The 26,457-nt window shown below is 72.8% G+C and carries 21 protein-coding genes; 13 read left to right on the forward strand and 8 right to left on the reverse strand.

Features of this window, described 5'->3' with window-relative positions; all coding sequences use genetic code 11:
- Positions 1-575: 575 nt before the first annotated feature.
- Entirely contained in the window at positions 576-815 is a 240-nt protein-coding gene (locus tag ACFPL3_RS22580) for a hypothetical protein (RefSeq protein ID WP_343939999.1), read from the reverse strand.
- A gap of 201 nt (positions 816-1,016) precedes the next feature.
- On the opposite strand from ACFPL3_RS22580, the gene ACFPL3_RS22585 reads away from it, so the two are divergent.
- Positions 1,017-3,509, forward strand: a complete 2,493-nt coding sequence (locus ACFPL3_RS22585; protein ID WP_379589623.1) for an ATP-binding protein — start codon at positions 1,017-1,019, stop codon at positions 3,507-3,509.
- On the opposite strand, the gene ACFPL3_RS22590 is transcribed toward ACFPL3_RS22585, so the two are convergent.
- The 5 genes from ACFPL3_RS22590 to ACFPL3_RS22610 are packed head-to-tail and all read right to left on the reverse strand — an operon-like array spanning position 3,493 to position 8,321.
- On the reverse strand, positions 3,493-4,446 hold the full coding sequence (locus tag ACFPL3_RS22590) for a DUF6282 family protein (RefSeq protein WP_343940003.1): 954 nt from the start codon (positions 4,444-4,446) through the stop codon (positions 3,493-3,495). The genes ACFPL3_RS22585 and ACFPL3_RS22590 overlap by 17 nt on opposite strands.
- A 53-nt stretch (positions 4,447-4,499) precedes the next feature.
- Positions 4,500-5,531, reverse strand: coding sequence for an ABC transporter substrate-binding protein (locus ACFPL3_RS22595; protein WP_343940005.1), 1,032 nt, complete (start codon positions 5,529-5,531; stop codon positions 4,500-4,502).
- Between the two features lie 26 nt (positions 5,532-5,557).
- Complete coding sequence (locus ACFPL3_RS22600) at positions 5,558-6,640, reverse strand: ABC transporter ATP-binding protein (RefSeq protein ID WP_343940007.1); 1,083 nt, start codon at positions 6,638-6,640, stop codon at positions 5,558-5,560.
- On the reverse strand, positions 6,637-7,431 hold the full coding sequence (locus ACFPL3_RS22605; RefSeq protein ID WP_343940009.1) for an ABC transporter permease: 795 nt from the start codon (positions 7,429-7,431) through the stop codon (positions 6,637-6,639). Before ACFPL3_RS22605 ends, ACFPL3_RS22600 begins: the two co-directional genes overlap by 4 nt.
- Positions 7,428-8,321 (reverse strand): ABC transporter permease, encoded by an 894-nt coding sequence (locus tag ACFPL3_RS22610; protein WP_343940011.1) that lies wholly within the window; start codon positions 8,319-8,321, stop codon positions 7,428-7,430. The genes ACFPL3_RS22605 and ACFPL3_RS22610 overlap by 4 nt, the downstream gene beginning before the upstream one ends.
- Before the next feature lie 209 nt (positions 8,322-8,530).
- Here ACFPL3_RS22610 and ACFPL3_RS22615 point away from each other — a divergent pair, with 209 nt between their 5' ends.
- Positions 8,531-9,274 carry an SDR family NAD(P)-dependent oxidoreductase gene (locus tag ACFPL3_RS22615; protein WP_379589624.1) on the forward strand — a complete coding sequence of 248 codons (744 nt, stop codon included), beginning with the start codon at positions 8,531-8,533 and terminating at the stop codon, positions 9,272-9,274.
- A 30-nt stretch (positions 9,275-9,304) separates the two neighbouring features.
- On the opposite strand, the gene ACFPL3_RS22620 is transcribed toward ACFPL3_RS22615, so the two are convergent.
- Positions 9,305-10,378 carry an extracellular solute-binding protein gene (locus ACFPL3_RS22620; RefSeq protein WP_343940015.1) on the reverse strand — a complete coding sequence of 358 codons (1,074 nt, stop codon included), beginning with the start codon at positions 10,376-10,378 and terminating at the stop codon, positions 9,305-9,307.
- A gap of 355 nt (positions 10,379-10,733) precedes the next feature.
- On the opposite strand from ACFPL3_RS22620, the gene ACFPL3_RS22625 reads away from it, so the two are divergent.
- The 9 genes from ACFPL3_RS22625 (at position 10,734) to ACFPL3_RS22665 (ending at position 23,004) form a co-directional block, all read left to right on the forward strand.
- Positions 10,734-12,152, forward strand: coding sequence for an MFS transporter (locus ACFPL3_RS22625; RefSeq protein WP_343940017.1), 1,419 nt, complete (start codon positions 10,734-10,736; stop codon positions 12,150-12,152).
- A 32-nt stretch (positions 12,153-12,184) separates the two neighbouring features.
- Positions 12,185-13,189 (forward strand): cyclase family protein, encoded by a 1,005-nt coding sequence (locus tag ACFPL3_RS22630; protein ID WP_343940019.1) that lies wholly within the window; start codon positions 12,185-12,187, stop codon positions 13,187-13,189.
- Positions 13,190-13,379: 190 nt separating this feature from the next.
- Entirely contained in the window at positions 13,380-15,698 is a 2,319-nt protein-coding gene (locus ACFPL3_RS22635; protein ID WP_343940021.1) for a CoA transferase, read from the forward strand.
- Positions 15,699-15,801: 103 nt separating this feature from the next.
- Positions 15,802-17,328: an ABC transporter substrate-binding protein gene (locus tag ACFPL3_RS22640; protein ID WP_343940023.1), complete on the forward strand. Its 1,527-nt coding sequence runs from the start codon at positions 15,802-15,804 to the stop codon at positions 17,326-17,328.
- Positions 17,329-17,512: 184 nt separating this feature from the next.
- Positions 17,513-18,460 carry an ABC transporter permease gene (locus tag ACFPL3_RS22645; RefSeq protein ID WP_343940025.1) on the forward strand — a complete coding sequence of 316 codons (948 nt, stop codon included), beginning with the start codon at positions 17,513-17,515 and terminating at the stop codon, positions 18,458-18,460.
- Positions 18,457-19,353: an ABC transporter permease gene (locus ACFPL3_RS22650; RefSeq protein ID WP_343940027.1), complete on the forward strand. Its 897-nt coding sequence runs from the start codon at positions 18,457-18,459 to the stop codon at positions 19,351-19,353. Before ACFPL3_RS22645 ends, ACFPL3_RS22650 begins: the two co-directional genes overlap by 4 nt.
- A 41-nt stretch (positions 19,354-19,394) precedes the next feature.
- On the forward strand, positions 19,395-20,408 hold the full coding sequence (locus tag ACFPL3_RS22655) for an ABC transporter ATP-binding protein (protein WP_343940028.1): 1,014 nt from the start codon (positions 19,395-19,397) through the stop codon (positions 20,406-20,408).
- Positions 20,405-21,475, forward strand: a complete 1,071-nt coding sequence (locus ACFPL3_RS22660; protein WP_343940031.1) for an ABC transporter ATP-binding protein — start codon at positions 20,405-20,407, stop codon at positions 21,473-21,475. The genes ACFPL3_RS22655 and ACFPL3_RS22660 overlap by 4 nt, the downstream gene beginning before the upstream one ends.
- Entirely contained in the window at positions 21,472-23,004 is a 1,533-nt protein-coding gene (locus ACFPL3_RS22665; RefSeq protein WP_343940032.1) for an ABC transporter substrate-binding protein, read from the forward strand. The genes ACFPL3_RS22660 and ACFPL3_RS22665 overlap by 4 nt, the downstream gene beginning before the upstream one ends.
- Before the next feature lie 26 nt (positions 23,005-23,030).
- On the opposite strand, the gene ACFPL3_RS22670 is transcribed toward ACFPL3_RS22665, so the two are convergent.
- Positions 23,031-23,957 carry a LysR substrate-binding domain-containing protein gene (locus ACFPL3_RS22670; RefSeq protein WP_343940034.1) on the reverse strand — a complete coding sequence of 309 codons (927 nt, stop codon included), beginning with the start codon at positions 23,955-23,957 and terminating at the stop codon, positions 23,031-23,033.
- Between the two features lie 199 nt (positions 23,958-24,156).
- On the opposite strand from ACFPL3_RS22670, the gene ACFPL3_RS22675 reads away from it, so the two are divergent.
- The gene (locus ACFPL3_RS22675; RefSeq protein ID WP_343940036.1) at positions 24,157-25,422 is read left to right on the forward strand and encodes an amidohydrolase family protein; all 1,266 of its coding nucleotides are present in this window, start codon (positions 24,157-24,159) and stop codon (positions 25,420-25,422) included.
- On the forward strand, positions 25,419-26,423 hold the full coding sequence (locus ACFPL3_RS22680) for a peptidyl-alpha-hydroxyglycine alpha-amidating lyase family protein (protein WP_343940038.1): 1,005 nt from the start codon (positions 25,419-25,421) through the stop codon (positions 26,421-26,423). The genes ACFPL3_RS22675 and ACFPL3_RS22680 overlap by 4 nt, the downstream gene beginning before the upstream one ends.
- Positions 26,424-26,457 lie beyond the last annotated feature (34 nt).

Here is a 26,457-nt window from a genome sequence, read left to right on the forward strand (position 1 = left end):
GTGAGTGCACAGGCGAGCCCCGCAGCGGCACGTCCGACGGATCGGAACAAGGACACCACGGTCAGCGGAACGCTGGGTCAGAACGACCGCTGCGGGGCTCACCTACATCCTCACTGCGGAACGCGGCCTGGGTGGGCTGGCGCGATCCTCGACCGCGACTCGCGTTGGCCTGTCGGAGATGCACTCCTGTCGGACTCGCCCCCGCCGGGGTGTGACCACCGGTCCTCGTCTGGGCGGGCCGGCGCTACGCGCGCTGCGGTGCCGTGCGAGCCGGGTCGGAAGATCCACCGATCCGGTGGGCGCCTGGCGAGATGCTCGGCCTGCTCTCCCGGGCTCATGGACGAGCACGTCCCGTCGGCTGCAGGGCGACTCTCCGGTGGTACAGGGGCCGGGGGTGGGTTGTCCACACGCTCGACGTCGACACCACTGCTATTCGATCTTGTGGGGAGGACCGTCAGGTCGATCTCGTGCGGGTGGATGACCGTGTGCCCGCCCCATGTCGGTGCTTGATCGGTGGACCGGCGCGTTTCCCGACGCCAGAAGTCGGGTTTCGCTCCCGTCCGGTGATCATGGGGCTATGGCTCGTCCCGGCGCAGTTCGGCGACGAGTTCCCACCGGCGCCAGCCGCCGGTGTGCCAGTGGACGAGGACGCGGGGCTGGTCGCCGGTGCCGTCGGGGCGGGCGGTGTCGTCGGGGGTGGGTTCGACGACAGTGCCGAGGGGGCGGTGGGGCTCCCCGGGCGAGTACCAGGCGAGGGTGACCGCGGTGCCCACCGGGAACGGGTCGGCGGGGGAGGTGTCCTCGTTGCCGGTCACGCGCTCATCCTGCCCCTGGGTCGGTGCGGCGACGATCACCCTGGTGAGGGGTGGGGGTGCTCGTTCGGGTGCGGGGCGGCGGCCGCTACGCGAAGGTCATTTCCGTACGCCCCGCGGAGTACTCTCGTTGCCGCCTGCGGGCCGATGCTCGCGCCTGCGTCGAACGGGATGGTCTGTGCGCGGCGGCGAGAGGGGAGCGCGGTGGCCACGGGGTCCGGGGCAGACGGGTTCGGTGACGTGCTGCGCACGCTGCGGGAGCGGGCGCTGCTCACGCAGGAGCAGCTGGCCGAGCGGTCCGGGTTGAGCGTGCGCACGATCCGCAGGCTGGAGCGCGGCGGCCTGGAGGGGCGGCCGCAGAGCGGGTCGCTGCGGCGGCTGATCACGGCGCTCGGTGCGGGGGAGGCGGAGCAGGCGCTCCTGGCGGGCGCGGTGGCCGGTGAGGAGCAGGCGGCGCCGGCAGCCGCGGAGGGGTACGCGCCGCGGCAGCTCCCACTCGCGCCGCCGCAGTTCGTGGGCCGGGGCGCCGATCTCGCGGTGCTCGATGAGGCGCGGGCCGAGCCCGGCCCGGTGATCATCGCCATTGACGGGATGGCGGGGGTGGGGAAGACGGCGTTCGCCGTGCACGCCGCGCACCGGTGGGCGCGCGACCACCCCGACGGCCAGCTGTTCCTCGACCTGCAGGGGTACGCGCGCGGGGTGCCGCCCGTCGAGCCGGGCGATGCGCTGCACCGGCTGCTGCGTTCGCTCGGGGTGGCGGGGCCGCACGTGCCGGACGACGTGCAGGACCGGGCCGCGCTCTTCCGGAGCCTCCTCGCCGACCGGCGGGTGCTCCTGCTGCTCGACAACGCCGCGAGCGAGGCCCAGGTCGTGCCGCTGCTGCCGGCGTCGCCCGGCTGCCTCGTGGTGATCACGAGCCGGTCGCGGCTCACCGGCCTGGACGTCACGCGCGCGCACTCGCTGGACCTGCTGCCGGCCGACGACGCCGTCGCGCTGTTCGTCCGCAGCTGCGGACGGAACGGGTCGCCGGACCTCGTGGCGGAGGCCGTCGAGATGTGCGGGCGGCTCCCGCTGGCCATCCGGCTCGCCGGGGCTCGCCTGCGTTCCCGGCCGTCGTGGACGGCGGCGCACCTGGTCGACCGGCTGCGCGACGCGCGGTACCTCACCGAGCTCGAGGTCGGCGACCGGAGCGTGGGTGCGGCGCTGGAGCTGTCCTACGTGCAGCTGGACGAGCCGCAGCGCCGTGCCTACCGGCTGCTGGCCCTGCATCCGGGGGTCGAGACAGATCTGGGGGCGGCGGCCGCGCTGGTCGGCGGGCCCGAGGCGCACACCCGCCGGGTGGTGGACCACCTGCTCGACGTGCACCTGCTGCAGGAGCCGGCCCCGGGGCGCTACCGGTTCCACGACCTCACCCGGGTGCACGCCGCCCGGGCGGCGGACGAGGAGGAACCGGAGGCCGAGCGCCGGGCGGCGCTCGGCAGGCTGGTGGACCACTACTGCCGGGCGGCGCGCTCCGCGATCGACGCCGCGTACCGGTACGAACGGGAGAACCGTTTCCGGTCCGAGCCGGACGCAGACGGCCGGGCGTCCGCGGCTCCGGGCACGGCGGCGGCGTGGTTGGACGCCGAGCTACCCACCCTCTTCGCGGTGGCCGCGCTCGCCGAGCGGGTGGGCCTGCCCGAGCGGCTGGCGCAGCTGTCCGTCGCCCTGCACCCCCACCTGCGCAGGCGGGGGCGGTTCCGCGAGGCGGAGGATCTGCACGCGCGGGCGCTCGTGGCGGCGCGTGCGGCCGGTGACCCGGTGGGAGAGCTCGACGCACTGAACGACCTGGGGCACATCCGGCGGCTGCGCGGCGAGCGGGAGAACGCGCTCGGGCTCTTCACCGAGGCGCAGGGGCTCGCACGTTCGGCCTGCGACCGGCACGCCGAGCTCAACGCGCTGGTCGGGCTCGGCCAGGTGCACCTGATGCAGAGCCGTTACGCCGAGGCGAACGCGCACTTCACGCAGCTGCAGAGCATCGCGGCCGCCGGTGGTCACCGGGGCCGGGAACTGGAGGGGCTGCTCGGCCTGGGTTGGGTGCGCATGGCCCAGGGGTGGGAGGCCGTCGCTCTCTTCGAACGCGCCGGTGAGATCGCCCGCGACCTGGGGCACTCGCCGGGGGAGGTGCTCGCCCTGAACGGGTTGGTGCACTCCTACCGGCTCGCCGACCGGCCGGCGGAGGCCGTGGCCTACGCCGAGCGGGCGCTGGAGGTGGCGCGTGCGTCCGGCAGCCCGCTCGGGGAGCTGGACGCCCTGGTCGCGCTCGGCTCGCTGCACCGCAGCTGCGGGCTCGGCGAGGAGGCGGCGGCGCGGTTCCGGGAGGCTTTGCGGATCGCCACGGAGATCGGCAGCGACAGCTACCGGTTCGAGGCGCTGTACGGGATCGCGCGCCTGCACCACGCCGGCGGGAGGCACCGCGAGGCGCTCGCCGGCCACGAGCGTGCGCTGGACCTCGCGGGCCGGCTCGGCCAGGCGGCCGAGCAGGCCCGCGCGCACGACGGCCTCGCCCACGCCCACGCGGCGCTCGGGCAGGCCGACGAGGCGCGCCGGCACTGGGAGGAGGCACTGGAGATCCTCGCCCGGCTGGGGTCGGAGGGCACGGAGGACCCGGAGGTCAGCGTGGCGTCGATCCGGGAACGGCTCAGCTGCCTCGGGTGAGCAGCCCCCGCGCGTTGCCGCCGACCATCGCCTTGATGTCGTCGGCGGCGACGCCGTGGTCGAGCAGCCGCCGCACCATCCGCCGGTACCCGGTGACCGGCAGGATGTTGCCCGCCTGCCCGAGGTCGGAGGAGAAGATCGTGTGGCCGACGCCGCAGGCGTCCAGGTAGGGCTGCAACGCCTCGTGGGTGAGCGGTGACTGCGGCCGGTTGACGGCCAGCGCGAGGCAGTGCTCGATCATCGCGCCCTGCCGGGCCCACTCGCCGCACCGCTGCGCGGAGGCGCCGACGATGAACGTGGGGTGGCTGATGACGATCCGCTCGACGCCGGCCGCGCGCGCCGCGGGCACCAGCACGTCGATCTCGTCGGCGAACAGGTGCCCGCAGTTGAGCACGGCCTCCTGGGAGGCGATGACGTCGAGCACGTCGCGCGCCTCGGGCAGGAGCGTGTCGTCCTCGGCCAGTACCGGGAGCGGCTCGTGCGCGCGCAGCGGCAGCGCGCTCGTGGGGAACTTGCTGTCGTGGTGATCGTGGTGGAACTGGATGTGCGCGCGGGAGGAGATCGTCGGGAACCAGACGACCCGGCCGCCGAGCGCCAGTACGAGCTCGGCGGCGTACGGGTTGAGCCCGCCCACCGTGCGGTTCATGGCGATGCCGCTGTAGACCTCGATCGGCAGCTCCGCCAGCCCCGCGTCCTGTAGGGCGAGCACGTCGGTCTGCATGCTCAGGTGGTGGGACTTCACCACCATGGCCGCGAACCCGGCGCCCGCGGCGTCGCGCGCGGCGTCGAGGATGCCGATCCGGCGGGGGAACGGGCTCGGGCCGGGGTGGACGTGCAGGTCGACGGCGCCGACGAGCAGCTCGTCCACCTCCGGGTCCGGCTGCAGCCGGTCGGCGTCGAGGTCGGGGTCGAGCAGGGCCTCCTGCGACCGGGTCATCACGTGCGTCCTTCCGGTGGTGCTGTCAGGGTCGGAACGGGGAACGGGGACGGCTACTGCGCGCGCACCTCCTCGAGGACGCTGGGGTCGATCAGCCCGGCCAGCTCGTCGCGGCCGCGGGGCGTGCGGCCGTCCTTGTCGGCGAGCCACTGCTCCTCCGCCACGAGGACGTCGAGCAGGTCGTCGGGCAGGGCGCAGGGGAAGCGGTGGTGGTGCCACGAGTCGGCGATGAGCGTGCGGTCCTGGCCGGTGCGCTCCGCGAGCAGCTCCTGCATCCGGGCGGGGTCCTCCTCCGCGGCGCGGCAGCCGTCGGTGACCGCGCGCAGGAACTCGACGATCCGGGCCCGCTTCGCGGGGTCGGCGAGGTCGCCCTCCTTGGCGTTGAGGCTGTAGATCTCCCGGTAGCTGTCGTCCGGCCGGAAGCTCACGGCGTCCTCGCCCAGCGCCTGGGCGGCCCGTTCGGCGTCCGGCTCCCAGATGGAGATCGCGTCGACCTCGCCGTTGATCAGGGCGTCGGCGCCGGCGGGCGCGGTGAGCGAGCTGATCGTGACGTCGGCGTCGCTCAGGCCGGCCGAGGTCAGCACGTCGTTGAGGAAGACAGCGGCCGAGGTGTTCGCGAACGTCGCGACCCGCTTGCCCGCCAGGTCGGCGACCGACCCGATCCCGGCGGACTTGCGAGCGACGATCCGGTACAGCCCCTCGGTGACGGTCATGACGACCCGGACGTCGGGGTGTTCCAGCGACATGCGCAGCGTCTGGGTGCCCGCGTTGCCCGCGAGGTCGGCGATCCCGGAGGTGACAGGGGCGGAGCCGCTCGCCGCACGCCCGCTGACCCCGCCGGAGAGCTGGGAGTCGGTGGCGTTCCACAGGTTCGGCACGCCGCCGCTCGCGGTGACCACGGTGCCCGGCGGCACCGTGGTGGAGGCGAGCAGCACCGGCCCGAACTCCAGCACCGAGCTGTGCCCCACCACGGCGAGCGGGGCCGCGGGAGCCGCCGGGGCCGGGGGCGGCTCGGCGGGCGGTGCCGCGGCGCAGGCGGCGAGCGCGAGCGCGACGACGGGGACGAACAGGAACGCCTTGCGCATGACCGTTCTCCTCGTTGATCCGGGTATCACACGGCTCGTTCCACCACGAAGGCCTGCGAGGAGACCTCCCACGCCGCGCGGACGTCGTCGCCGGCGCGCACCCGCACCACGTCGGTGGACGGCAGGACGGACGCGCCCGTCCTGCCGTCGGGCAGTGCCAGGTCGACCCGGGACGACGGGCCGAGCCGGGACACGTCGGTGACGACGGCGCCCACGGAGTTCCAGCCGGAGGGCACCTCGCCGGGGTCGAAGACGCGCACGCGCTCGGGCCGGACGACGAGCACGGCCTCGGCGGGCCGTTCGCCGGTGGTGGTGCGCCACTTCTCGTCGTTCCAGGCGTAGGTGTGGGCGTCGATCCAGCTGCCCGCGAACGTGTTCGCCTCGCCGAGGAAGTTCGCCACGAACAGGGTGCCGGGGTCGTCGTAGAGCTCGGCGGGCCCGCCGACCCGGTCGATGCGGCCCGCGTCGAAGACCGCGATCCGGTCGGACAGGAACATCGCCTCCTCCTGGTCGTGCGTGACGAACACGAAGGTGAGGCCGAGTTCCTGGTGCAGCTTCTTCAGCTCGGCCTGCAGCGACTGGCGCAGCTTGCGGTCGAGCGCGCCGAGCGGCTCGTCGAGGAGCAGCACCGACGGGGAGAACACGAGCGCCCGGGCCAGCGCCACGCGCTGCTGCTGACCGCCGGACAGCTGGGCGGGGCGGCGGCGTTCCATGCCGGCCAGGCCGAAGCGGTCGAGGATGTCGAGCACGAGCCCGCGGATCTCGTCCTTGGCGGTCCGGCGCTGCCGCAGCGGGTAGGCGACGTTGTCGAAGACCGTCATGTGCGGGAAGAGGGCGTAGTTCTGGAAGACCATCCCGAAGTTGCGCCGGTGCGGCGGCAGCTCGGTGAGGTCGGTGCCGCCCATGTGGATCGTGCCGGAGGTGGGCTGCACGAACCCGGCGACCATGTTCAGGGTGGTGGTCTTGCCCGAGCCGCTGGGCCCGAGCAGCGTGAGGAACTCCCCGGGTTCGATGGTGAGGTCGATCCCGGCGACGGCCGCCGCGGCGCCGTCGCCGCCGTAGCGCTTCACCAGGTCCCGGATGTCGAGTCGTCCCGCTCGTGTGCTCATGCGCCGTTACCACTTCTCCGTTCCGACCTGCGCGTCCAGCCGAGCTGGACCAGCAGGATGACCGTGCTGACCACGACCACGAGGACCGTCGACGCGGCCGAGATCGTCGGGTCGGCCGCTTCGACGACGGCGTTGAACATCTGGACGGGCAGCGTGACGTTGCCCGCGCCCTGCAGGAGCAGTGCGATCACCAGCTCGTCGAAGGAGGCGACGAACGCGAACACCGCGCCGGCGACGATCCCCGGGAGGATCAGCGGGAACGTGACCGTGCGGAAGGCGGCCGCCGGGGTGGCGCCCAGGCTCAGCGCCGCGGTGGTGAAGGACCGCTCGTAGCCCTGCAGGCGGGCGAGCACGGCGATGAGCACGAAGGGGATCGCGAGCGCGGTCTGCCCGAGCACGAGCCCGAGCAGCGTGCCGCTGAGCCCGAGGCGCAGGAACGTGCCGTAGATCGCCAGCGCGATGAGGATGTTCGGGATCACGAGCGGGGCGGACAGGGCTGCGGCGCCCGCGACGCGCCACCGCTCGGAGAGCCGCATGAGCCCGAACGCCGCGCACGTGCCGATGATCACCGCGAGCGGGGTGGAGCACGCCGCGACCTGCAGCGACACCAGCACGGCCGAGCGCCACTCAGTGGCCTCGACGAGGTTGCGGTACCACTGCAGCGACCAGCTCGGGGGCGGGAACTGGAAGGTGGAGCCGCCCGAGAGGCTCATCGGGATCAGGAACAGCGTGGGGACCGTGAGGAAGGCGGCGACGGTCCACACCACGAGGTACAGCAGCGGTCGTCTCATCGGGCGCGCTCCTCGCGGCCGGTGGTGCGGGCGGAGATCGCGCGGCCGAGCAGCAGCATCAGGACCGTGACCACGAGCAGGAAGATCCCGACGGCGTCGGCGCCCGCGAAGTCGAGCACCTGCTCGACCCGCGACATGATCAGCTGGGCGATGAGTGTCTGCTGCGGGGAACCGAGCAGGGCCGGGGTGACGTAGAAGCCCAGCGAGAGGACGAAGGTGAGGGTGCCCGCCGCGACCAGGCCCGGTGTGGACAGCGGCAGGTAGACCTGCCGGAACGCCCGCGCCCGGCTGGCGCCCAGGCCCTGCGCGGCGTCGAGCAGCCTGCGGTCGATCTGGTCGAGCCGCGCGTAGAGCGGGAGCACCGCGAACGGCAGCAGCACCTGGGCCATCGCGATGAGCACCGCGGGCGTGGTGCCCAGCAGCGGGCTGTCGATCCCCAGCGTGGCCTGCACGAACCGGTCGACGAGCCCGCCGCGCTGGAAGAGGATCATCCAGGCGAAGTTCTTGGCCAGGGCGCTCGTCCAGAACGGGATGAGCACGATCGTGAACAGCACCGCCCGCACGCGCGGCCCGCACACCGTCATCGCGTAGGCGAACGGGAACGCCATGAGCAGGTCCAGCACGGCCACGGCGAGCGCCACGCCCACGGTGCGCACGAGCACACGCAGCGTGTAGCCGTCGGTGAACAGCTCGACGTAGTTGCCGATCCCGATCGTCGGCTCGGTGAGGCTCACGAAGACGATCCGGACGAGCGGGAAGACGAACAGCAGCAGCGACGCGACGATCGCGGGGAGCAGCAGCAGGAGCGTCGCGGTGCGCGAGCTGGTGTCGCGCTCGGCCGCGCGTGGCCGGGCCGGACGGCCGACCTCGAGTACGGCTGTGGTGGTCATCGTCTCCGCTTCGAGAGATGCAGGGGGAGTGAGAGCGCCGCCGAGGCGTTGCGCATCCCGGGATGGGGATCGCGCATTGCGCGACCGGATCGGACGCTAGCCGAGCCGGGCGTCGCCGTCAATGCTCGTCAAGCAGGGTTTGTCAGACAGTCAGGCCACGTGGGTATGGTGCGCGGCACACCATCACGTGAACGGACGAGGAGGACCGGGTGGGTGCTGAACGGGAGCGGGTCGCGCTGGTGACCGGGGCGGCCGGTGGGGTCGGGAGTGCGCTGGTCGGGCTGCTCGCCGACCGGGGGTACGCGGTGGTCGCGGCGGACATCTCACCTGGGGTCGAGAAGCTCGCGGCGGACGGTGCGGTGGTGCCGGTCGTGGCCGACGTCGCCGACAGCGCGGCGGCCGAGCGCACCGTGGCGGTGGCCGAGCGCGAGTTCGGCCGGCTCGACCTGCTGGTCAACAACGCCGCCCGGTTCCTGCGCAAGCCGATCGGGGAGGTGGCCGACGAGGACTTCGACCGGCTGTTCTCCACGAACGTGCGCGGGGCCTTCGTCCACAGCCGGGCGGCCGTGGAGCCGCTGGCCAGGACGAAGGGGGCGATCATCTCCGTCACCTCGATCTCCGGTCTGGTGGGGATGCCGAACCAGTCGGTGTACGCGATGACGAAGGGCGCGCTCGTGCAGCTCACCCGCCAGCTCGCGATCGAACTGGCCCCGCGGGGGATCCGGGTGAACGCCGTGGCGCCGGGCGCGGTCGACACCGACTTCATCGCGGAGTCGCGGGCCGTCGACCCCGACCCGGCGGCCACGGCGGCCGCCGTCGTCTCGCGCCACCCGCTCGGCCGGATCTCCACGCCGCTGGACGTCGCCCGGGCCATCGCCTTCCTCGCCTCGCCCGACGCCGACGGGATCACGGGAGCGATCCTCAGCGTCGACGGCGGGTACGTGGCCCAGTAGCCGCTCGTGGACTTCTCCGGTGGTGGCGGGTCAGCCGACCTGCCACGCCGTCCACTTCTCGGCCACCTCGGCGTAGTGCTCCGCCCAGTACTCGGGGTCCTGGAGCACCACGTCGCCGCGGTCGCCGTCGAGGAACGGGTTGAACAGCTTCCCGGACTCGCTGAACCGCACTCCGTTCGGGTCGATGTCGCCGCGCACCGGGGTCAGCCCGCTGAGCTCGGCGTAGCGCACGAGCTGCTCGGGTTCGAGCCCGAACTCCACGGCCTCCTTCGCGGCGGCCGCGTTCGGAGAGCCCTTCGGCACCACGAACGCGTCGAAGTCCCAGCTGGTGAAGTCCCACACCGGCTGCAGGTCGCTGCCGCTGTCGCGGATGATGCCGAGCCGGCCGCTCAAGGTGACCGTCATCGTGGCCTGCTTGTTCACGAGGTTCTGCTGCAGAGCGGTGAACGACGGCGCGAAGATGATGTCCGACTTGATCGTGCCGAGCTTCGCGAGCGCCCGGTCGACGTCGAGCGGGTAGAGCTGGTCGGGCGCCACGCCGTCGGCCACGAGCGCGGCCTCGATGATCCCCTTCGGGGAGCCGGCGAACACCACCCGCTTGCCGGGGAACCGCGCCGTGTCGAAGAAATCGCCGATGCTCGTCGGCACGTCGCCCTGGTAGACCGACGCGTCGTAGGCGAAGCCCGCGGCGTACTTGGTGGCGGGCACGGAGCACTCGGTGGTGGTGCCCTCGGGCACCTGCTCGGCGGCGGGCACGCGGCTGAGGTCGATGGGTTCGAACAGCGTGCCGCAGTACTGCTTCACCAGGTAGGAGCCGGTGTGCACCACGTCCCAGATGGTCTGGCGCGCCTCCACCATCGTGATCAGCTGGCTGATGTAGTTCAGCGAGGTGACGTTCTCGAAGTTCGCGCCGGTCCTGGCGGTGAAGGGCTCCTGGAACGCCTGCTTCTCCTGCTCGGTGGCGTCGCCACCGGTCGTCTGCCAGGTGATCTTCGTGTCCGGGCCGGCGGGTGCTGCCGGGTCGGCGGCCGGGGCCGACCCGCAGGCCGCGGTCGCCAGGACCGTGCCGGCGATCGCCGCGGCCAGCAGGTGCGTGCTCCTCATGTGCCTCTCCTCTTCGTCGAGTCCTCGGTGGCACACGCGCGCCCGACGGCGACCGGCGGGGGAGGTCGGGGCAGGATGTCGCGTGATGCGGGATGGCCATCGCGAGATGCGCAACAGGCGAGCGGGAACGTAGCCGCCGGGTTCGAGCCCGTCAAGGTCGCGCAGGTGGCGCTGGATCGATCCGGCGTGCGTGAAGCGGACTTCCCCTTGCGCGACGGAATCCCGGGTGCAATTCTGCATCGCGAACTGTCTGTTCGTAAACCGAACAGCCGTGACCCTCCTGATCGCGGCACCCTCCGCCACGAAATCCGCGTCGAAGACCAGCGCCGAAGTCCGGCGTCGAAGGAGACCTGTCATGTCCGAGAGCCCCGGCGTGCCGGACGCCGAGTACCGCACGCAGCGGCGGCGGGCGGTCCTGAGCGCCTGGGCGGGCTTCGCCGTCGACTCGTACTCGATCTACATCGTGTCGACGGTGCTGCTCCCCGCGCTGATCTACTTCCAGGGCGACATGTCCGACGAGGCGAAGACGATCTTCGCCGGGCTGACGCTCGCCGCCACGCTGCTCGGGCGCCCGCTCGGGGGCGTGATCTTCGGGCACTTCGCCGACCGGCTGGGGCGCAGGCGGATCGGCTCCATCACGATCTTCGGTTTCGGCGGGATCTCGCTGCTCATCGCCTGCCTGCCGGGTGCCGAGCTGATCGGCGCCGTGCCCGCGATGTCGCTGCTGCTCGTGCTCCGCTTCGTCGAGGGGATCTTCCTGGGCGGTGAGTACACCGCGGCCACGCCGATGGCGCTGGAGTACGCCCCGCCGAACCGGCGCGGCCTGATCGGGGCGCTGATCCAGTGCTCGGCGAGCGGTGGACCGCTGATCGTGGCGGTCGCGATGGCGCTCACGCTGCTCGTCGCGCCCAGCGGCGGGCTCGACTCCCCCTACGTGCAGTGGGGCTGGCGCCTGCCGTTCGTCCTCGGCTTCGTGCTGTCCTTCCTGGTGGCGTGGTTCCTGCGGCGCAAGGTGGAGGAGTCGGCGATCCAGAAGGAGGCCGTCGCCGAGGCGGGCGCCCGGAAGGGGTCGCCACTGCGGGAGGTCCTCAAGGGGCGGTCCGGGCGCGCGTTCGTGCAGGCCTACGCGATCATGACCGGCGTCTTCTTCGTCGTGAACCTCACCGGCAGCGTGCTCAACCAGTTCCTGCTCGGCAACGAGGGCTTCGAGGCCACCGACCTGGCCAACACCCAGCTCGTCGTCTCGGTCGCGATGGTGTCCTACGTCTTCTTCGGGTGGCTGTCGGACCACATCGGGCGCAAGCGCGCCCTGTACATCGCCACGTCGCTCTCGCTCGTGTTCTACCCGGTGGTGATCTCGCTGATCGGGTCCGGCGCCGTGCGCGGCTGGCTCAACCTCACGCTGCTCGCGGTGGCCGCGCACCTGCTCACCGTGGCCCCGCTGGGCGTGCTCCCGGCCTACATCAACGAGCGCTTCGCGACCACCGTGCGGTCCACCGGGTGGGGCGTGGCCTACAGCACCGCGGTGATCATCCCGTCCTTCTTCTCCTACTACATGATCTGGTTGAGTGCATTCGTGCCGTTCGAGTGGACCGCCGGGATCCTGGCGGCCATCGGCGCGCTGCTCATCCTCGTGGCCACCGCGCTCGGGCCCGAGACCCGGGGCATCGACCTGCGCACGGCGGGCACCGGCCCGGAGCCCGCCCGGTCCGCGCAGCCCGCCCCGCGGCCGGCCGTCGCCGCCGAGCCGCCACCCGTCCGGACCCGTTCCTGACCAGCCGACACCCGAGAGCGGAGGAGCCGACGATGACGTCCGGCACCCGGTCCACCACCGTGCCCACCTACGAGGAGCTGACCCGGCGCTCCGACGCCCCGCCGGGGGCGTCGTGGAACGTGTTCGGCCCGGGCGACCAGCTCGGCACGCTCAACTTCATCACCGCGGAGCGCACCGCGGCCGCCGCCGGGCTGGTGCGCCGCGGAGCGACGTTCAACCTCGACTACCCGCTCAACACGTTCGTGCCGAGCGTGTCCCGCACCCGCCCGCCCACCGAGCACCACATCTTCTCCAACAACCCCCACCACCGCGACGACTGGCTGGACTCGTTCTACCTGCAGTCCACATCCCAGGTGGACGGGCTGCGCCACATCCGCCACCCGCGGCACGGCTTCTACGGCGGGGTGCCCGACGACGCGATCGAGGTCGGCACGGCCGACCTGGGCATCCAGCTGCTGGCCGAGAAGGGCATCGCCGGGCGCGGCGTGCTGCTGGACGCCGTGCGCTACTACGAGGCCGACGGCTGCCCGCTCGACTTCGGCACGCTCACCCGGATCACGCCGGCAGACCTCGACGCCATCGCCGAGCACTGCGGCGTGACGATCGAGTCCGGCGACGTCGTGCTCCTGAACACCGGGTTCGCCGAGGCGTGGATCGCCGGCACGCCCGAGGAGCGCGCGGCGCGCACCGGGGGTACCGGGCTCGACCAGTCCGAGGAGATGCTGGCCTGGCTGTGGGACCACCAGGTGGCGCTGATGGCGTCGGACAACGGCGGCCTGGAGTCGTTCCCGGTGAACCCGGACTCGGGCTGGGTCGACCCGGACGAGCCGTTGCCGGCGCGCGGGCCGTCGCACAACGGCATGCTGCACCGCCCCCTGATCGGCCTCCTCGGCATGATCATCGGCGAGCTGTGGAAGCTGGATGAACTCGCCGCGGACTGCGCCGCCGACGGGGTGTACGAGTTCATGGTCACGGTCAAGCCGCTGAACCTCGTGGGAGGGGTGGGCTCGCCGCCCAATGCCATAGCCCTCAAGTGAACCGGCCGCGGCACTGTTGCCGTCAGGTCAACGGTTGGCACCGTTCTCGTCGCCTTCCCGGGGGTCCCCCGAGCCGTACGATTCGGGGGAATCGCCGGCGGACCGCCAGCACGGAACCGATTCTCGGCGCATTCGTACTCCTCATTCCCCGCCCGGTCGACGACGACGGAGGCTGCAATTGTCGCGGAACGTGCGAACCGATGACCCAGGAAAACCGGCGCGACCGCTCGAGGGGATACGGGTCGTCGACTTCGGCCACCACGTGGCGGGGCCGCTGGTCGCGGTGATGCTCGCCGACCAGGGGGCCGACGTCGTCCACGTCGACCGCCCGGGAGCGCCGGGGGCCGACGAGCCGGCCGATGCCTTCTACAACCGCGGCAAGCGGCGCATCACGCTCGACCTCACCGACCCGGCTGACCGGGACGTCGCGCGCCGCCTCGCGGCCCGGGCCGACGTGCTGATCGAGAACTTCCGGCCCGGGGTCATGGACCGGTTCGGGCTGGGCTGGGAGCAGCTGCGGGAGATCGCGCCGCAGCTGGTGTACCTCTCGCTGCCCGGGTTCGCCCCGGAGGACCCGCGGGCGGGCGTGCGCGCCTGGGAGGGCGTGGTCGACGCGGCCACCGGCAACTGCCGGGTGCGAGTGGGCGAGGCACCCGAGGGCTGGGACGACTCCCTCCCGACCTACAGCAGCGTGCCGGTGGCGTCGGACTTCGCCGCGTTCCTCGGCGCGGTCGGGGTCGTCGGCGCGCTCACCGAGCGGCACCGCTCGGGGCGGGGCCAGCGGGTCTCGGTGCCGCTGTTCGACGCGATGTTCGAGGCGATCGGCGCCGCGGGCGCGTACGTCACCGAACGCGGGCCGTCCGCGCCGCTCCCGCTCGCCCAGAACGGCAGCGGCACCTACGCCTGCGCCGACGGCCGCTACGTGCAGTTCAACCCGATCGGCGCGAGCACCCGGTTCCTGATCTGGTTCCTCCAGGAGGCCGGGCGGCCGGAGTGGGCGCCGCTCGCCGAGGCGGGCGACGAGGTGCTGCGCCCGCGGCTCACCGAGCTGTTCGCCAGTCGCACCGCGGCCGAGTGGGAGGAGCTCGGCCACGCGGCCGGGGTGCCGCTCGCGCGGATCCGCACCGCCGAGGAGTGGCTCGCCACCCCGCACGCACGCGCGTCCGGGATGATCACCCAGCTCGACGACCCCCGGCTCGGCCCCACCTGGATGCCGGGTGTGCCGGTGCACGTCGGCGCCGACCAGGACGAGAACGGCCTGGACCACCCGCTGCGGCCGCGCAGCCTCCCGGACGCCGACCGCGCCGAGGTGCTGGGCGAGCTCGAGGCGGACGCCCCCACGGCGGCGCAGGCGGGCGAGGCGGCACCGCGGGACCTGCCGATGAGCGGCCTGCGGGTGCTCGACCTCACCCAGATCCTCGCGGGCCCGACGTCGGGCCGGATCCTGGGCGAGCTCGGCGCCGAGGTCGTCAAGATCAACGCTCCCCAGCGCCGGATCGCCGCGCACGGCGTGGTCAACCGCGGCAAGCGCACGATCCTGCTCGACGTCGAGAACCCGGCCGGTCAGGCCGTCTTCTGGAAGCTCGTCGACGAGGCCGACGTCATCGTCCAGAACTTCCCGCCCGGCACCGCCGAGCGCTACGGCATCGGGTACGAGAGCGTCCGCGCGCGCAAGCCCGACATCGTGCACGTCTCCGTGAGCTGCTACGGCGGGCTGGGCCCGTGGACCCGCGGCCGCGGCTACGAGACGCAGGGCCAGGCCGTCAGCGGGATCATGGCCCGCGCGGGCGGACCGGGCGGCAAGCCCGCGGTGCTCGGGCCCTACAACCTGCTCGACTACGGCACCGGGGTGGTCACGGCCTTCGCGGCCGCGCTCGGGGTCTACCACCGCACGGTCACCGGCGAGGGGCTGCAGCTGCGCACGTCGCTCGCGCAGACCGCCACCTACCACCAGGGGGCCTACCTGATCGGCCACGCCGGCGCCGTCTACGGCACCGAGCCCGCCGGGCCCGCCGCGCTGGGGGAGGGTCCGCTGATGCGGTTCTACCGGGCGGGCGACGGGTGGTTCTTCCTCGGTGCCACCGAAGAGGATCGAGACCGGCTGGCCGGGGTCGACGGGCTCGCGGGCACGGCCGGCCTGACCGCAGGCGAGCTCGAGAAGGAGCTGGAGGCGGCGTTCGCCCGGCGGCCCGCGAGGGAGTGGGTCGGGCTCCTGCACGCGGCCGGGGTGGGCGCGCACGAGGTCGTCGACCTCGACGCGCTGATGGTCGACGCCCTCGTGCGCGGCAGGCGGCTGAGCATCACCCAGGTCTCCGAGGAGGTGGGCGAGGTGACGATGCCCGGCGTCGCGATCGCGATGTCGGACACCCCGCCCCGCATCGGCGACCCGGTGCGCCAGCCCGGTGCCGACGCCGCCGCGGTGCTCGCGGCAGCAGGCCTCGACGGCGCGGTCACGGAGCTGGAGCGCCGCTGGGCCGTGCAGACCGCGGGCCTACCGGCCGGGTGGTGACCGCGCCCGTGGCGGTCCGCAGGCGCAGGATGTCGCGGCGGTCGTTGCGGGTGTTCCAGCGGCACGCCCACCTGACCCGAAAGACCTGACCGGAGGTCCCACCATGAACGACCGCGTGCGCCGTTGTCTCGCCGTCGTCCTCACGATCCTCATGGCCGTCGTGGTCGCCGCGTGCGGCGGATCGCAGGCCGGCGACTCCGGCCGGCCCCGGCTGGCGTTCGGAGCCGCCGCGATCCCCGCATCGCTGGATCCGCGCCAGGTGAGCCCGTACGACGCCCAGCTCGCCGGCCTGCTCTACGACAGCCTCATCAAGCGCGACACCGCCGGGGCGTACCAGCCCGGCCTCGCCACGGAGTGGGCCCTCTCCGAGGACCTCCTCTCCCTCGACCTCACGCTGCGCACCGGCGTGACCTTCCAGGACGGCGCCCCCTTCGACGCGGCGGCGGTCAAGGCCAACCTCGACGCCGCGAAGGACCCGGCCACCACCCTCGCGGGCCAGGTCGGGCCGATCAGCGAGGTCGAGGTCGTCGACGACACCCACGTCCGCCTGCGCTTCTCCGAGCCGTTCTCGCCGATCCTGGGCGTACTCGCGGGCGAGGCGGGCATGATGATCAGCCCGGCCGCGCTCGGGAGCACCGACAAGGCGAAGACGCCCCCGGGTGCAGGCCCGTTCACGCTGGACTCCTTCAACGGCGGCACCATCCGCCTGTCGGCGTGGGACGGCTACTGGAACAAGGATGCGATCCGGATCGGCGGCATCGACATCACCGTCTTCCTCGACGAGAGCGCGCGGATGCGCGCCCTGCGTTCCGGCCAGATCGACGTGGCAGGCATCCAGCCCCAGCAGATCCCGGAGGCCGAGAGCGGCCGCCTGCAGACGGTGAGCGCCGACACCGCCGACTTCTGGGGCGTGATCGTCAACACCGGGCACCCGCAGCTGGGCAACCCGGACGTGCGCCGGGCCATGATGCTGGCGATCGACCGGCGCGCGATCGCGGACAACGTCTTCGCCGGTGGGTGCACGCCCAGCGCCCAGCCGTTCTCGCCGGGTGACTGGGCCAACCGCCCCGAGCTCGACGCGAGCCCGGCGGCGCAGTTCGACCCGGCGCGCGCCAAGCAGCTGCTGGCCGAGGCGGGGGTGCCCGACGGCTTCTCCTTCGAGCTGCAGTCCAACACCTCCACCACCGCGCAGCAGCTCACGCAGGTCCTCCAGGCCCAGTGGGCCGCGATCGGGATCGACGTCGTGCTGAAGCCGATGGAGAACGTGCAGTTCGTGACCGCGCGCCGCAACGGCGAATTCGAGGCGACGATGTCGGTGTTCATCACCTCTCGGCCGGACCAGAGCCAGTTCGTGAAGAACTTCTACCTCCCCGACGGGATCTTCAACCCCGGCGACTTCGAGGTGCCCGGCACGGCCGAGCAGCTGGCCGCGGCCTCGGCGAGCTCGGACGTCGCGGTGCGGCAGGAGGCGCTGCACCGGATCGTGGGCGACGTGCTGGAGGCGGGCCCGCCGGTCTTCCCCATCTGCGCGCGGGTGTCGGTGTGGGCGTTCCGGGAGGGCGTGCAGGGCGTCTCGATCTCGCCGCTGTTCGACCCCGAGCTGGGGGGGATCTCGGTCGACCGGTCGTGATCAAGATTCGCACCGTTGAGGTGCGGTCAACGGTTGTGGCCGTTTGCATCGCACTTTTCGGGTCTCGCTGAACCATATACTCGGCCCGGCCGCTGTTTCGCACAACGTTGTCGACACACTGGAGTGGCGTGACGATGAATCCGCACGAACCGCGTCGAATCCGTTTCCCGTTCCGGCGCCGCTCATGAAGGTCGCGTCCATCGTCCCCCGGCTCCTCGGCGGGCTGGTCGTGCTGTGGCTCGTCTCGGTGCTGACCTTCGCCCTGATCCACCTGGTGCCGGGCGACCCGGCCCAGGTCTTCGCGGGCGACGCGGCCACCCCGGAGCGGGTGGAGGAGATCCGTGCCCAGCTGGGGCTCGACCAGCCGCTGCTGGTGCAGTACGGCACCTGGCTCGGCCGCGTCCTGCAGGGTGACCTCGGGGTGTCGCTCTTCACCGGTGAACCGGTCGTCGACGCCGTGCTGCGCGCCGCCCCGGCCACGCTGTCGATCACATTGCTCGCGCTGATCATCGCGGTGGGCATCGGGGTGCCGGCCGGGGTGATCGCGGGCCTGCGGCAGGGCACGTGGATCGACCGCGTCGTGTCGATGCTCGCCACCGTCGGCATCGCGATGCCGGGGTTCTGGGTGGGGATGCTGCTCGTGCTGGTGTTCGCGCTGGCCAACCCGTGGTTGCCGGCCACCGGCTACGCGCCGCTCTCCGACGGGGTCGGCACGTGGTTCGAGCACGCGATCCTCCCCGCCACCGCGCTCGGCCTCGCCACCGGGGCCGAGCTCGCCCGCCACGCCCGCGGCTGCGTCACCGACGTGCTGTCCCGGCCCTACATCCGCACCGCGCGGGCGCGCGGGTGCGGCCCGTTCTGGCTGATCCGCAAGCACGTCCTGCGCAACGCCGCGATCCCGGTGGTGACGGTGCTCGGGCTGCAGGCGGGCCGCCTCCTGGGCGGCTCGATCGTGATCGAGCTCGTGGCCGGGGTCCAGGGGCTGGGCACGCTGACGATCAACTCGATCCTCCAGCGCGACTTCCCGATCCTGCAGGGCTACGTCCTGTTCGCCGCGGCGATCGTCGTCGTCGCCAACCTGACCGTCGACGCCATGTACGGATGGCTGAACCCGAAGGTGCGTACCGCATGACCGCCGAGGCCACCGCCGAGCCGGTCGTCGACCGGCGGCCCGCCCCGTCCGAACGATCGCCGCGGCGCAAGCTGCTCCGCGGCATGATCCGCAGGCCCTCCAGCCTGGTGGCGATCGTGTTCGTCCTGGTGCTGGTGGTGCTCGCCGTGCTGGCGCCGTGGGTGGCGCCGCAGGACCCCACCGCCCAGGACCTGGCCGCCGCGTTCGCCCCGTACTCCGCCGAGCACCTGCTCGGCACCGATGACCTGGGCCGCGACGTCGCGAGCAGGCTGCTGTACGCGATCCGGATCGCGCTGCTCGCGCCGCTGATCTCGGTGGGTGTCGCGCTCGTGCTCGGCGTGCCGAGCGGGCTGTGGGCCGGGCTGCGCCGCGGGTACGTCGACGCGGTGCTCAGCCGCATCACCGACGCGCTGCTGAGCCTGCCGGGGCTGGCGTTCGCGCTCGCGATCGTCGCCGTGGTGGGGCCGGGCCTGGTCAACGTGATGGTCGCGCTGGGCATCGTGTTCATGCCCAGCGTGTTCCGGGTGGTGCGCGGCGCGGCCATGGCCGTGGCGCAGGAGCCCTACGTCGACTCGGCCCGCGCGATCGGCTGCTCGACCCACCGGATCCTGTGGGTGCACATCCTGCCCAACGTCGCCGCCCCGCTGCTCGTGCAGGCGACGATCCTCATGGGCGTCGCGCTGCTCGCGGAGGCGGGCCTGAGCTTCCTCGGGCTCGGCGTGCAGCCGCCCGAGTCGAGCTGGGGCTCCATGCTGCGCACCGCGTACGACAACCAGTTCGAGGCCCCGCTGTCGGTGCTGCCGCCCGGCATCGCCGTCGTGCTCACGGTCCTCGCGTTCAACGTGATCGGCGACACGATCCGCGACGTCATGGCGGCGAGGTGGCAGCGATGAGGAACGGCGCGATGAGGAACGGCGCGATGAGGAACGGCGCGATGAGGAACGGTACGGATCCCCTGCTCGAGGTGGAGGGGCTGACGATCGACTTCGACGGCGCGGTCTCCCAGCCCGGCCTGGTGCAGGACGTGTCGTTCACGGTCTCGCGCGGCGAGTCCGTGGCGCTGATCGGCGAGTCCGGGTGCGGGAAGACGATGACGGCGATGGCCGTGCTCGGCCTGCTCCCCGCCGGCTTCCGGGTGGCTGCGGGGCGCATCGCGCTGGGCGGTCGCGACCTGCTGACCTGCAGCGCCCGGGAGCTGCGGGCGATCCGCGGCCGGTCGATCGGGGCGATCTTCCAGGACCCCATGAGCAGCCTGGACCCCACCATGCGGGTCGGCGACCAGATCGCGGAGGCGCGCAGGTTGCACCTCAAGGAGCGCCGCCCGGTGGCGCTGCGGCGGGCGCGGGAACTGCTGGACCGCGTGGGCATCCCCAACGCCGACAAGCGGCTGGCCTCCTACCCCCACGAGCTGAGCGGCGGGATGCAGCAGCGCGTGATGATCGCCTCGGCGATCGCGTGCGACCCCGAGCTGGTGCTGGCCGACGAGCCGACCACCGCGCTGGACGTCACGATCCAGGCCGAGATCCTCGAGCTGCTGCGCGACCTGCGGACCGAACAGGGGATCGCGGTGCTGCTGGTGACCCACGACCTCGGCGTCGTCGCCGACTTCTGCGACCGGGTGGTGGCGATGTACGCGGGAGCCGTGGTGGAGCGGGCGGGCGTGGAGGACATCTTCGGCGCCCCCGCCCACCCGTACACCCGTGCGCTGCTCGACGCGATCCCGCAGTCCGGCCGGCCGCGCACGGTGCTGCCGGTCATCCCGGGGCGCGTGCCACCCGCGGGCAGCTTCCCGACCGGGTGCCGGTTCGAGCCGCGCTGCGACCACGGCGGCCACGACCGCTGCCGCGCTCCGCAGCACGAGGCGGCCGTCGCGGACGGCCGGTACAGCCGGTGCGCCCGGGTGGCCGACGGCGATCTCGTCCTCGCGGCCGGGGTGGGTGCCCGGTGACCGGCGTGGAGGAGAAGGGCGCCCGCACGCGGGCCGCCGCGGGGCCCGGCACCGGTTCGCTGGTGGCCACGGGCCTCACCAAGTCGTTCCCGCTCTCGCGCGACCTGCTCGGGCGCCCGGCCTCGCGGGTCCGGGCCGTGGACGGCGTCGACCTCGAGGTCACGGCGGGCACCACGGTCGGCGTCGTCGGCGAGTCCGGGTCCGGCAAGAGCACCCTCGGGCGGCTCGTGTCGCTGCTCGAGCGGCCCGACACCGGTTCCGTCGTGCTCGACGGGGTGGACGCCACCCACCTGCGCGGCCGCGCGCTGGCGGCGTTGCGGACGCGCCTGCAGGTGGTGTTCCAGGACCCGTTCGGCTCGCTCGACCCCACCAAGTCCGTGGGCCACGCGGTGGCCGAGCCGCTCCTCGTGCACGGCCGGATCGGGCGGTCCGGGATGGCTGCGGCCGCCGCGGACCTGCTCGCGGGCGTCGGGCTGGACCCCGGTCTCGCCGGCCGCTTCCCCGAGCAGCTGTCCGGGGGCCAGCGGCAGCGGGTCTGCATCGCCCGCGCGCTCGCGCTCGAACCGTGGCTGCTCGTGGCCGACGAACCCACGTCGGCGCTCGACCTGTCCACCCGCTCGGAGATCCTCAACCTGCTGCTCGGGCTCCAGCGCGACACCGGCCAGTCGATCCTGCTGGTGTCGCACGACTTCGCCACGGTGCAGCACCTCGCCCACCGCGTCGCGGTGATGTACCTCGGACGCATCGTCGAGGAGGGCCCCACCGAGGAGGTGGTGGGCAACCCCCTCCACCCCTACACGCGGGCGCTGCTGTCGGCCGTGCCGGTGCCGGACCCGTCGGCCCAGCGCGCCCGCAGGCGCATCGTGCTCCACGGCGACGTCCCCAACCCGGCGGACCCGCCGTCGGGCTGCCGCTTCCGCACGCGCTGCCGCGAGGCCATGCCCTCGTGCTCGACGATCGACCCGGCGCTCGCCGAGATCGGGCCGGCCCACCGCGTCGCGTGTCTGCTGCACGCGGAGGCCGGCACGCCGGTGTCCACCTCAGCGACCCCCAGGAGCACCACATGAGAACACCCCTCGCGCGCCTCTGCGGTGCGCTGCTCACGTTGCTGCTCGCCGTCACCGTCGCCGCGTGCGGCGGCGGCGGGGGGACCAGGGCCTCCAGCAGCGCCGCGGAGGGCAGGCTGAGCATCGGCGCGGCCGCCGTGCCCGCCTCCCTGGACCCCCGCAAGTCCGCGCCGTACGAGGCGCTGTGGGTCGGGCTGCTCTACGACGCGCTCGTCACGCGCACCGAGGACGGCAGCTACCAGCCGGGGCTGGCCGAGAGCTGGACGTTCACCCCGGACGGCCTGGAGCTCACGCTGCGGACCGGCGTCACCTTCCAGGACGGCGCGCCGTTCGACGCCGCGGCCGTCAAGGCCAACCTCGACTACTCCACCACCCACTCGGCCAACTTCTCCAACCAGCTCACGAGCCTGGAGGCCGTCGAGGTCGTCGACCCGACGCACGTGCGCCTGCGCATGTCGGACTCACCCGCACCGATGCTCGGCGTGCTCGCCGGCGAGGCGGGGATGATGATCAGCCCGGCCGCGCTGTCGCGCGAGGACCTGTCGACGAACCCGGCCGGCACCGGCGCCTACACCCTCGACCGGTTCGTGGGCACCGAGCTGGAGTTCACGGCGTGGGACGGCTACTGGAACCGGGCCGCGGTGACCCTGCCCGGCGTGGACGTCACCGTGCTCATCGACGAGACCGCCCGGCTGCGGGCGTTGCGCTCCGGGCAGATGGACGCGGCGTTCCTCACCGCGGAGCAGGTGGACGAGGCGCGCACCGCGGGCCTGCAGGTCACGAGCTCCGCCACGGCGGACTTCTGGGGCGTCATCGTCAACATCGGGCAGTCCGAGTTCGCCGACCCGCGGGTGCGGCAGGCGATGATGCTCGGGCTCGACCGCCCGGCGATCGCCCGCAACCTCTTCGGCGACGGCTGCGTGCCGAGCGCCCAGCCGTTCCGGCCCGACGACTGGGCGTACGTGCCCGGCCTGGACGATCTGCCCGCCGCCCAGTACGACCCGGCGCGCGCCCGGCAGCTGCTCGCCGAGGCGGGGCTGCCCAACGGGTTCGCGTTCGAGCTGCAGACCGGCGCGATGCAGTCGTACGTGCGGACGGCCGAGGTGCTGCAGGCGCAGTGGGCGGAGATCGGGATCACCGTGAACCTGCGGCCGATGGAGAACGTGCAGTTCGTGACCGCGCGCCGCAACGGCGAGTTCGAGGCCACCGTGTCGGTCTACCAGACGGCCCGGCCGGACCCCTCGGAGTTCGTCAAGACGTTCTACGTGCCCGGTGGCCTGTTCAACCCGTCCGGTTACGAGTTGCCCGGGTTGGCGGAGCTGCTCGTGCAGTCCTCGTCGAGCCCCGACCTCGCGGTCCGGACGCCGCCCATGCACCAGATCATGACCGACGTCCTGAACGACGGCCCCCCGGTGATGCCGATCTGCACGCGGACCACGTCCTACGCCTACCGCGACAACGTCCACGGCCTCAGCGTCGCGCCGTTGTTCGACTCGAACCTGTCGCGGGTGTCGGTGGACCCGCGGTGACGACGAATGCCGACGAATAGGGATACCTATTCGGCCCGGCCGGCCCCGGCGGGAACGCTTTGGGCGTTCGATTCCGCGAGCAACCAGGAGCGGAATGCGGAGAACGCGCGTCGACGGGGCCGGTCGGCCGGGTGGAACAGGTAGAACTCGAGGAGCTGACCGCGCGCGTCGAACGGGATGACGAGGGTGCCCGCGTTCAGTTCCGTCCCGACGAACGTGCGCGGGGCGAGGGTGACCCCCTGCCCCGCGGTGGCTGCCCGGTAGGTCAGGCTCGAGTCGCCGAACCGCGCGCCCCGGCTGGGGTCGACGCCGTCGATGCCGCTGGCCTCCAGCCACCGCTCCCACAGCAGGGGCGCGGCCACGGAGCGCAGGAACCCGTCGGCGGGCACCCTGTGCAGGTCGGCCGGCTCGTGCAGGCGGTACTCGGCCTGGTAATCGGGGTTGCAGACGATCACCACGGTGTCGGTGAACAGCAGGTCGGAGTCGAACCCGTCCGCCGGGCGCTGATGCGGGTTGGGCCGGATCTCGGCGTCCACGTCGAACCGGCCGAAGTCCTCCGGCCTGCTCGAGGTGTCGAGCTCGAGCTCGATCCACGGCTGGCTGCGCTTGAAGCGGGGCAGCCGCGGGATCAGCCAGTTGTTGGCGAAGAGCGTGTAGGACCTGATCTGCAGGGTCTCCTCGCTGCGCCAGCGGCCGGTGACCTGGTTGGTGGCCTTCGCGATCGCCGACAGGTGCTGGGAGGCGGCCTCGAGGTAGCGCGCGCCCACGTCCGTGAGCTGGATGGTGCGCCCCTCGTGGCGGAACAGCGGCACGCCGAGCCACGCCTCCAGCACACGGACCTGGCGGCTGACCGCGCCCGGGGTGACGACGAGTTCCTCCGCCGCAGCTCGGATGCTCCCGAGCCTGCCGGCCGCCTCGAAGGTGCGCAGCGCGTTGAGGGGCGGCAGCTGCATCGGTGCATCCCTGCCGTCCACGCGACGAGTCTCTGCGATCGGATCGGCTCCGTCAACGGATCCTCAACCGTTTCCCGGAGCTCAACGGTTGGTGCAGTTCTCGTCGACGCCACCTCGCGTCCCGGGCCCTAGGCTCAGGAATGGAAATTCCGGAATTGATTGTCTGAGCATCGGGTCGACGAGGACAGGAGCTCCCCGAATGGTGACAGCGCCCACGACATCGTGCGACCTCCTCATCCGCAACGGGCACGTGCTCGACCCCGGATCGGGGCTCGACGGGCGGATGGACATCGCTGTGACCGCGGGGCGGATCAGCGCGATCGGGCCGGATCTCGACGCGTCCGGTGCGAAGCGGGTGCTGGAGATCCGCGGTGCCGACCGGTACGTGGTGCCCGGGCTCGTCGACATCCACACGCACGTGGCCCACGGCGCCACCACGCCAGGCGTGGGGATGGGGTGCTGCGACCCCGACGAGATCGGCGTGCGGTCCGGCGTGACCACGGTGGTGGACTGCGGGTCGGTGGGCGTGGCGAACCTCGGGGTGTTCCCGGTGCACATCCTGCCCCGGGCCCGCACCCGCGTGGTGGTCTACGTCAACGCCGGCAGCCACGCGCACACCATGCCCGGGTGGGCCGACCTCGCGCGGCTCGGCGAGATCGACGAGCGGGCCATCGCGGCGTGCGTCCAGCACAACCCCGGCCTCGTCGAGGGCGTGAAGCTGCGGCTGGTGGGCGACATCATCACCGAGGTCGGCGAGGAGGTGGTCGACCGGTCCAAGAAGGTCGCGCGGGAGCACGGCGTGCCGCTGATGGTGCACATCGGCGACTTCCGGGCCGCCGACCGCCCGCGCCCGGACCGGCTGGGGGAGGTCACCCGCCACCTGCTCGAGGTGCTCGAGCCGGGCGACATCCTCACCCACCTCTGCACCCCGAACACGGGCGGCGTGATGGACGACGTCGACGTGACGTTCCCGCTGCTGGCCGAGGCCCGCGCCCGGGGCGTGGTGCTCGACCCCGCGCTCGGGCTGGGCAACTTCGGCTACGCCGTCGCCAGCGAGCAGGCGCAACGCGGCCTGCAGCCGGACACGATCAGCAGCGACCTCACCCTGGGTGGGCAGAGCTTCCACAGCCTCGTCGAGTGCATGGCCAAGTTCATGGCCGTCGGCTACTCCTTCGCGGACGTCGTCGCGATGACCACCGGGCGGGCCGCCGCGGCGATCGGCAAGCAGGACGAGGTCGGGGCGCTCGCGGTGGGCCGGGAGGCCGACATCACCGTGCTCGACCTGGTGCGCGGCGACTTCACGTTCGTCGACACCACCAAGGCGAGCTTCCGGGGCGAGCACGGGATCGTGCCCGTGGCCACCGTGCGCGCGGGGGAGCTCGTAGCCCCGGGGTGGGGTCCGCACCCGTGGGGGTGGCTGCCGGCCACCCCAGAAGGCACCGCGGGCGACGGAGCGGCCCGATGACCGGCGACCTCCGCTTCACGGTCACCGACACCTGGGCGCAGGTGCCTCCGGAGTACGCGCACCGCGACGTCGCGGCCGTCGACGTCGCCGCCGACGACACCGTCTACCTGTTCACCCGCGACCGCAACGGCGTGCTCGTCCTCGACCCCGGCGGCGGGTTCCGGGCGGCGTGGGGCGACGGGATCTTCACCACCCCGCACGGGCTCACCCTCGGTCCGGACGGCACCGTGTACTGCGTCGACTGCGGCGACCACAGCATCCGCCGGTTCACCCCCGACGGGGAGCTGATCCAGACGCTCGGCACGCCGGGCACGCCCACCGACACCGGCTACCGGCCGGGCCCGGGCTCCGTGGTGCACATGAACGAGACGGTCCGCCGCGCCGCGGGGCCGTTCAACGGGTGCACCAACCTCGCGGTGGCCCCCACCGGGGAGCTGTACGTGGCCGACGGGTACGGCAACTGCCGGGTCCACCGGTTCACCGGCGACGGGGAGCTCGTCGGGTCCTTCGGGGAGGTCGGGTCCGGGCCCGGGGAGTTCCACCTCCCGCACGGCATCTGCGCCACCGCCGACGGGCGGATCCTCGTCGGCGACCGGGAGAACGACCGCATCCAGGTGTTCGACCTGGACGGCGCCTACGTGACGCAGTGGACCGACGTCCAGCGGCCCACGGACCTGGCCGTCGACCGGGAGGGTCTGATCTACGTCTCGGAGCTGTGGCGGCCCCGCGGCGGCGCGTCGTTCACCCGGGGCGCCACCCCCGTCGACCTGCCCGGCCGGGTCACGGTGTTCGACCCGCGCGGCACGGTGGTGGCCCGCTGGGGCGCCTCCACCGTGATGCGCGACGGGCCCGGCAACTTCATCGCCCCGCACGGCATCGCGGTCGACTCCCACGGCGCGGTCTACGTGGGGGAGGTGACCGGCTCGTTCGGGATCAAGCCCGGCCGCGTGCCCGACGACATGGCCGGTCACCAGCTCCAGAAGTTCACCCGCACCACCTGATCAGACCCGACGCACCGATCCCACCGGGCAGCTC

Origin of the sequence: Pseudonocardia zijingensis, from assembly GCF_042657305.1 — a bacterium.
Classification (GTDB): Bacteria; Actinomycetota; Actinomycetes; order Mycobacteriales; family Pseudonocardiaceae; genus Pseudonocardia; species Pseudonocardia zijingensis.

Bases quoted from the DNA above. Each gene is read 5' to 3' on its own strand.
- ACFPL3_RS22600 (WP_343940007.1), bottom strand. From the start codon at position 6,640: ATGAGCACACGAGCGGGACGACTCGACATCCGGGACCTGGTGAAGCGC.
- ACFPL3_RS22680 (WP_343940038.1), top strand. From the start codon at position 25,419: ATGACCGGCGACCTCCGCTTCACGGTCACCGACACCTGGGCGCAGGTG.
- ACFPL3_RS22590 (WP_343940003.1), bottom strand. From the start codon at position 4,446: ATGACCCGGTCGCAGGAGGCCCTGCTCGACCCCGACCTCGACGCCGAC.
- ACFPL3_RS22665 (WP_343940032.1), top strand. From the start codon at position 21,472: ATGAGAACACCCCTCGCGCGCCTCTGCGGTGCGCTGCTCACGTTGCTG.
- ACFPL3_RS22645 (WP_343940025.1), top strand. From the start codon at position 17,513: ATGAAGGTCGCGTCCATCGTCCCCCGGCTCCTCGGCGGGCTGGTCGTG.
- ACFPL3_RS22595 (WP_343940005.1), bottom strand. From the start codon at position 5,531: ATGCGCAAGGCGTTCCTGTTCGTCCCCGTCGTCGCGCTCGCGCTCGCC.
- ACFPL3_RS22670 (WP_343940034.1), bottom strand. From the start codon at position 23,957: ATGCAGCTGCCGCCCCTCAACGCGCTGCGCACCTTCGAGGCGGCCGGC.
- ACFPL3_RS22625 (WP_343940017.1), top strand. From the start codon at position 10,734: ATGTCCGAGAGCCCCGGCGTGCCGGACGCCGAGTACCGCACGCAGCGG.
- ACFPL3_RS22620 (WP_343940015.1), bottom strand. From the start codon at position 10,378: ATGAGGAGCACGCACCTGCTGGCCGCGGCGATCGCCGGCACGGTCCTG.
- ACFPL3_RS22605 (WP_343940009.1), bottom strand. From the start codon at position 7,431: ATGAGACGACCGCTGCTGTACCTCGTGGTGTGGACCGTCGCCGCCTTC.
- ACFPL3_RS22675 (WP_343940036.1), top strand. From the start codon at position 24,157: ATGGTGACAGCGCCCACGACATCGTGCGACCTCCTCATCCGCAACGGG.
- ACFPL3_RS22610 (WP_343940011.1), bottom strand. From the start codon at position 8,321: ATGACCACCACAGCCGTACTCGAGGTCGGCCGTCCGGCCCGGCCACGC.
- ACFPL3_RS22655 (WP_343940028.1), top strand. From the start codon at position 19,395: ATGAGGAACGGTACGGATCCCCTGCTCGAGGTGGAGGGGCTGACGATC.
- ACFPL3_RS22630 (WP_343940019.1), top strand. From the start codon at position 12,185: ATGACGTCCGGCACCCGGTCCACCACCGTGCCCACCTACGAGGAGCTG.
- ACFPL3_RS22640 (WP_343940023.1), top strand. From the start codon at position 15,802: ATGAACGACCGCGTGCGCCGTTGTCTCGCCGTCGTCCTCACGATCCTC.
- ACFPL3_RS22650 (WP_343940027.1), top strand. From the start codon at position 18,457: ATGACCGCCGAGGCCACCGCCGAGCCGGTCGTCGACCGGCGGCCCGCC.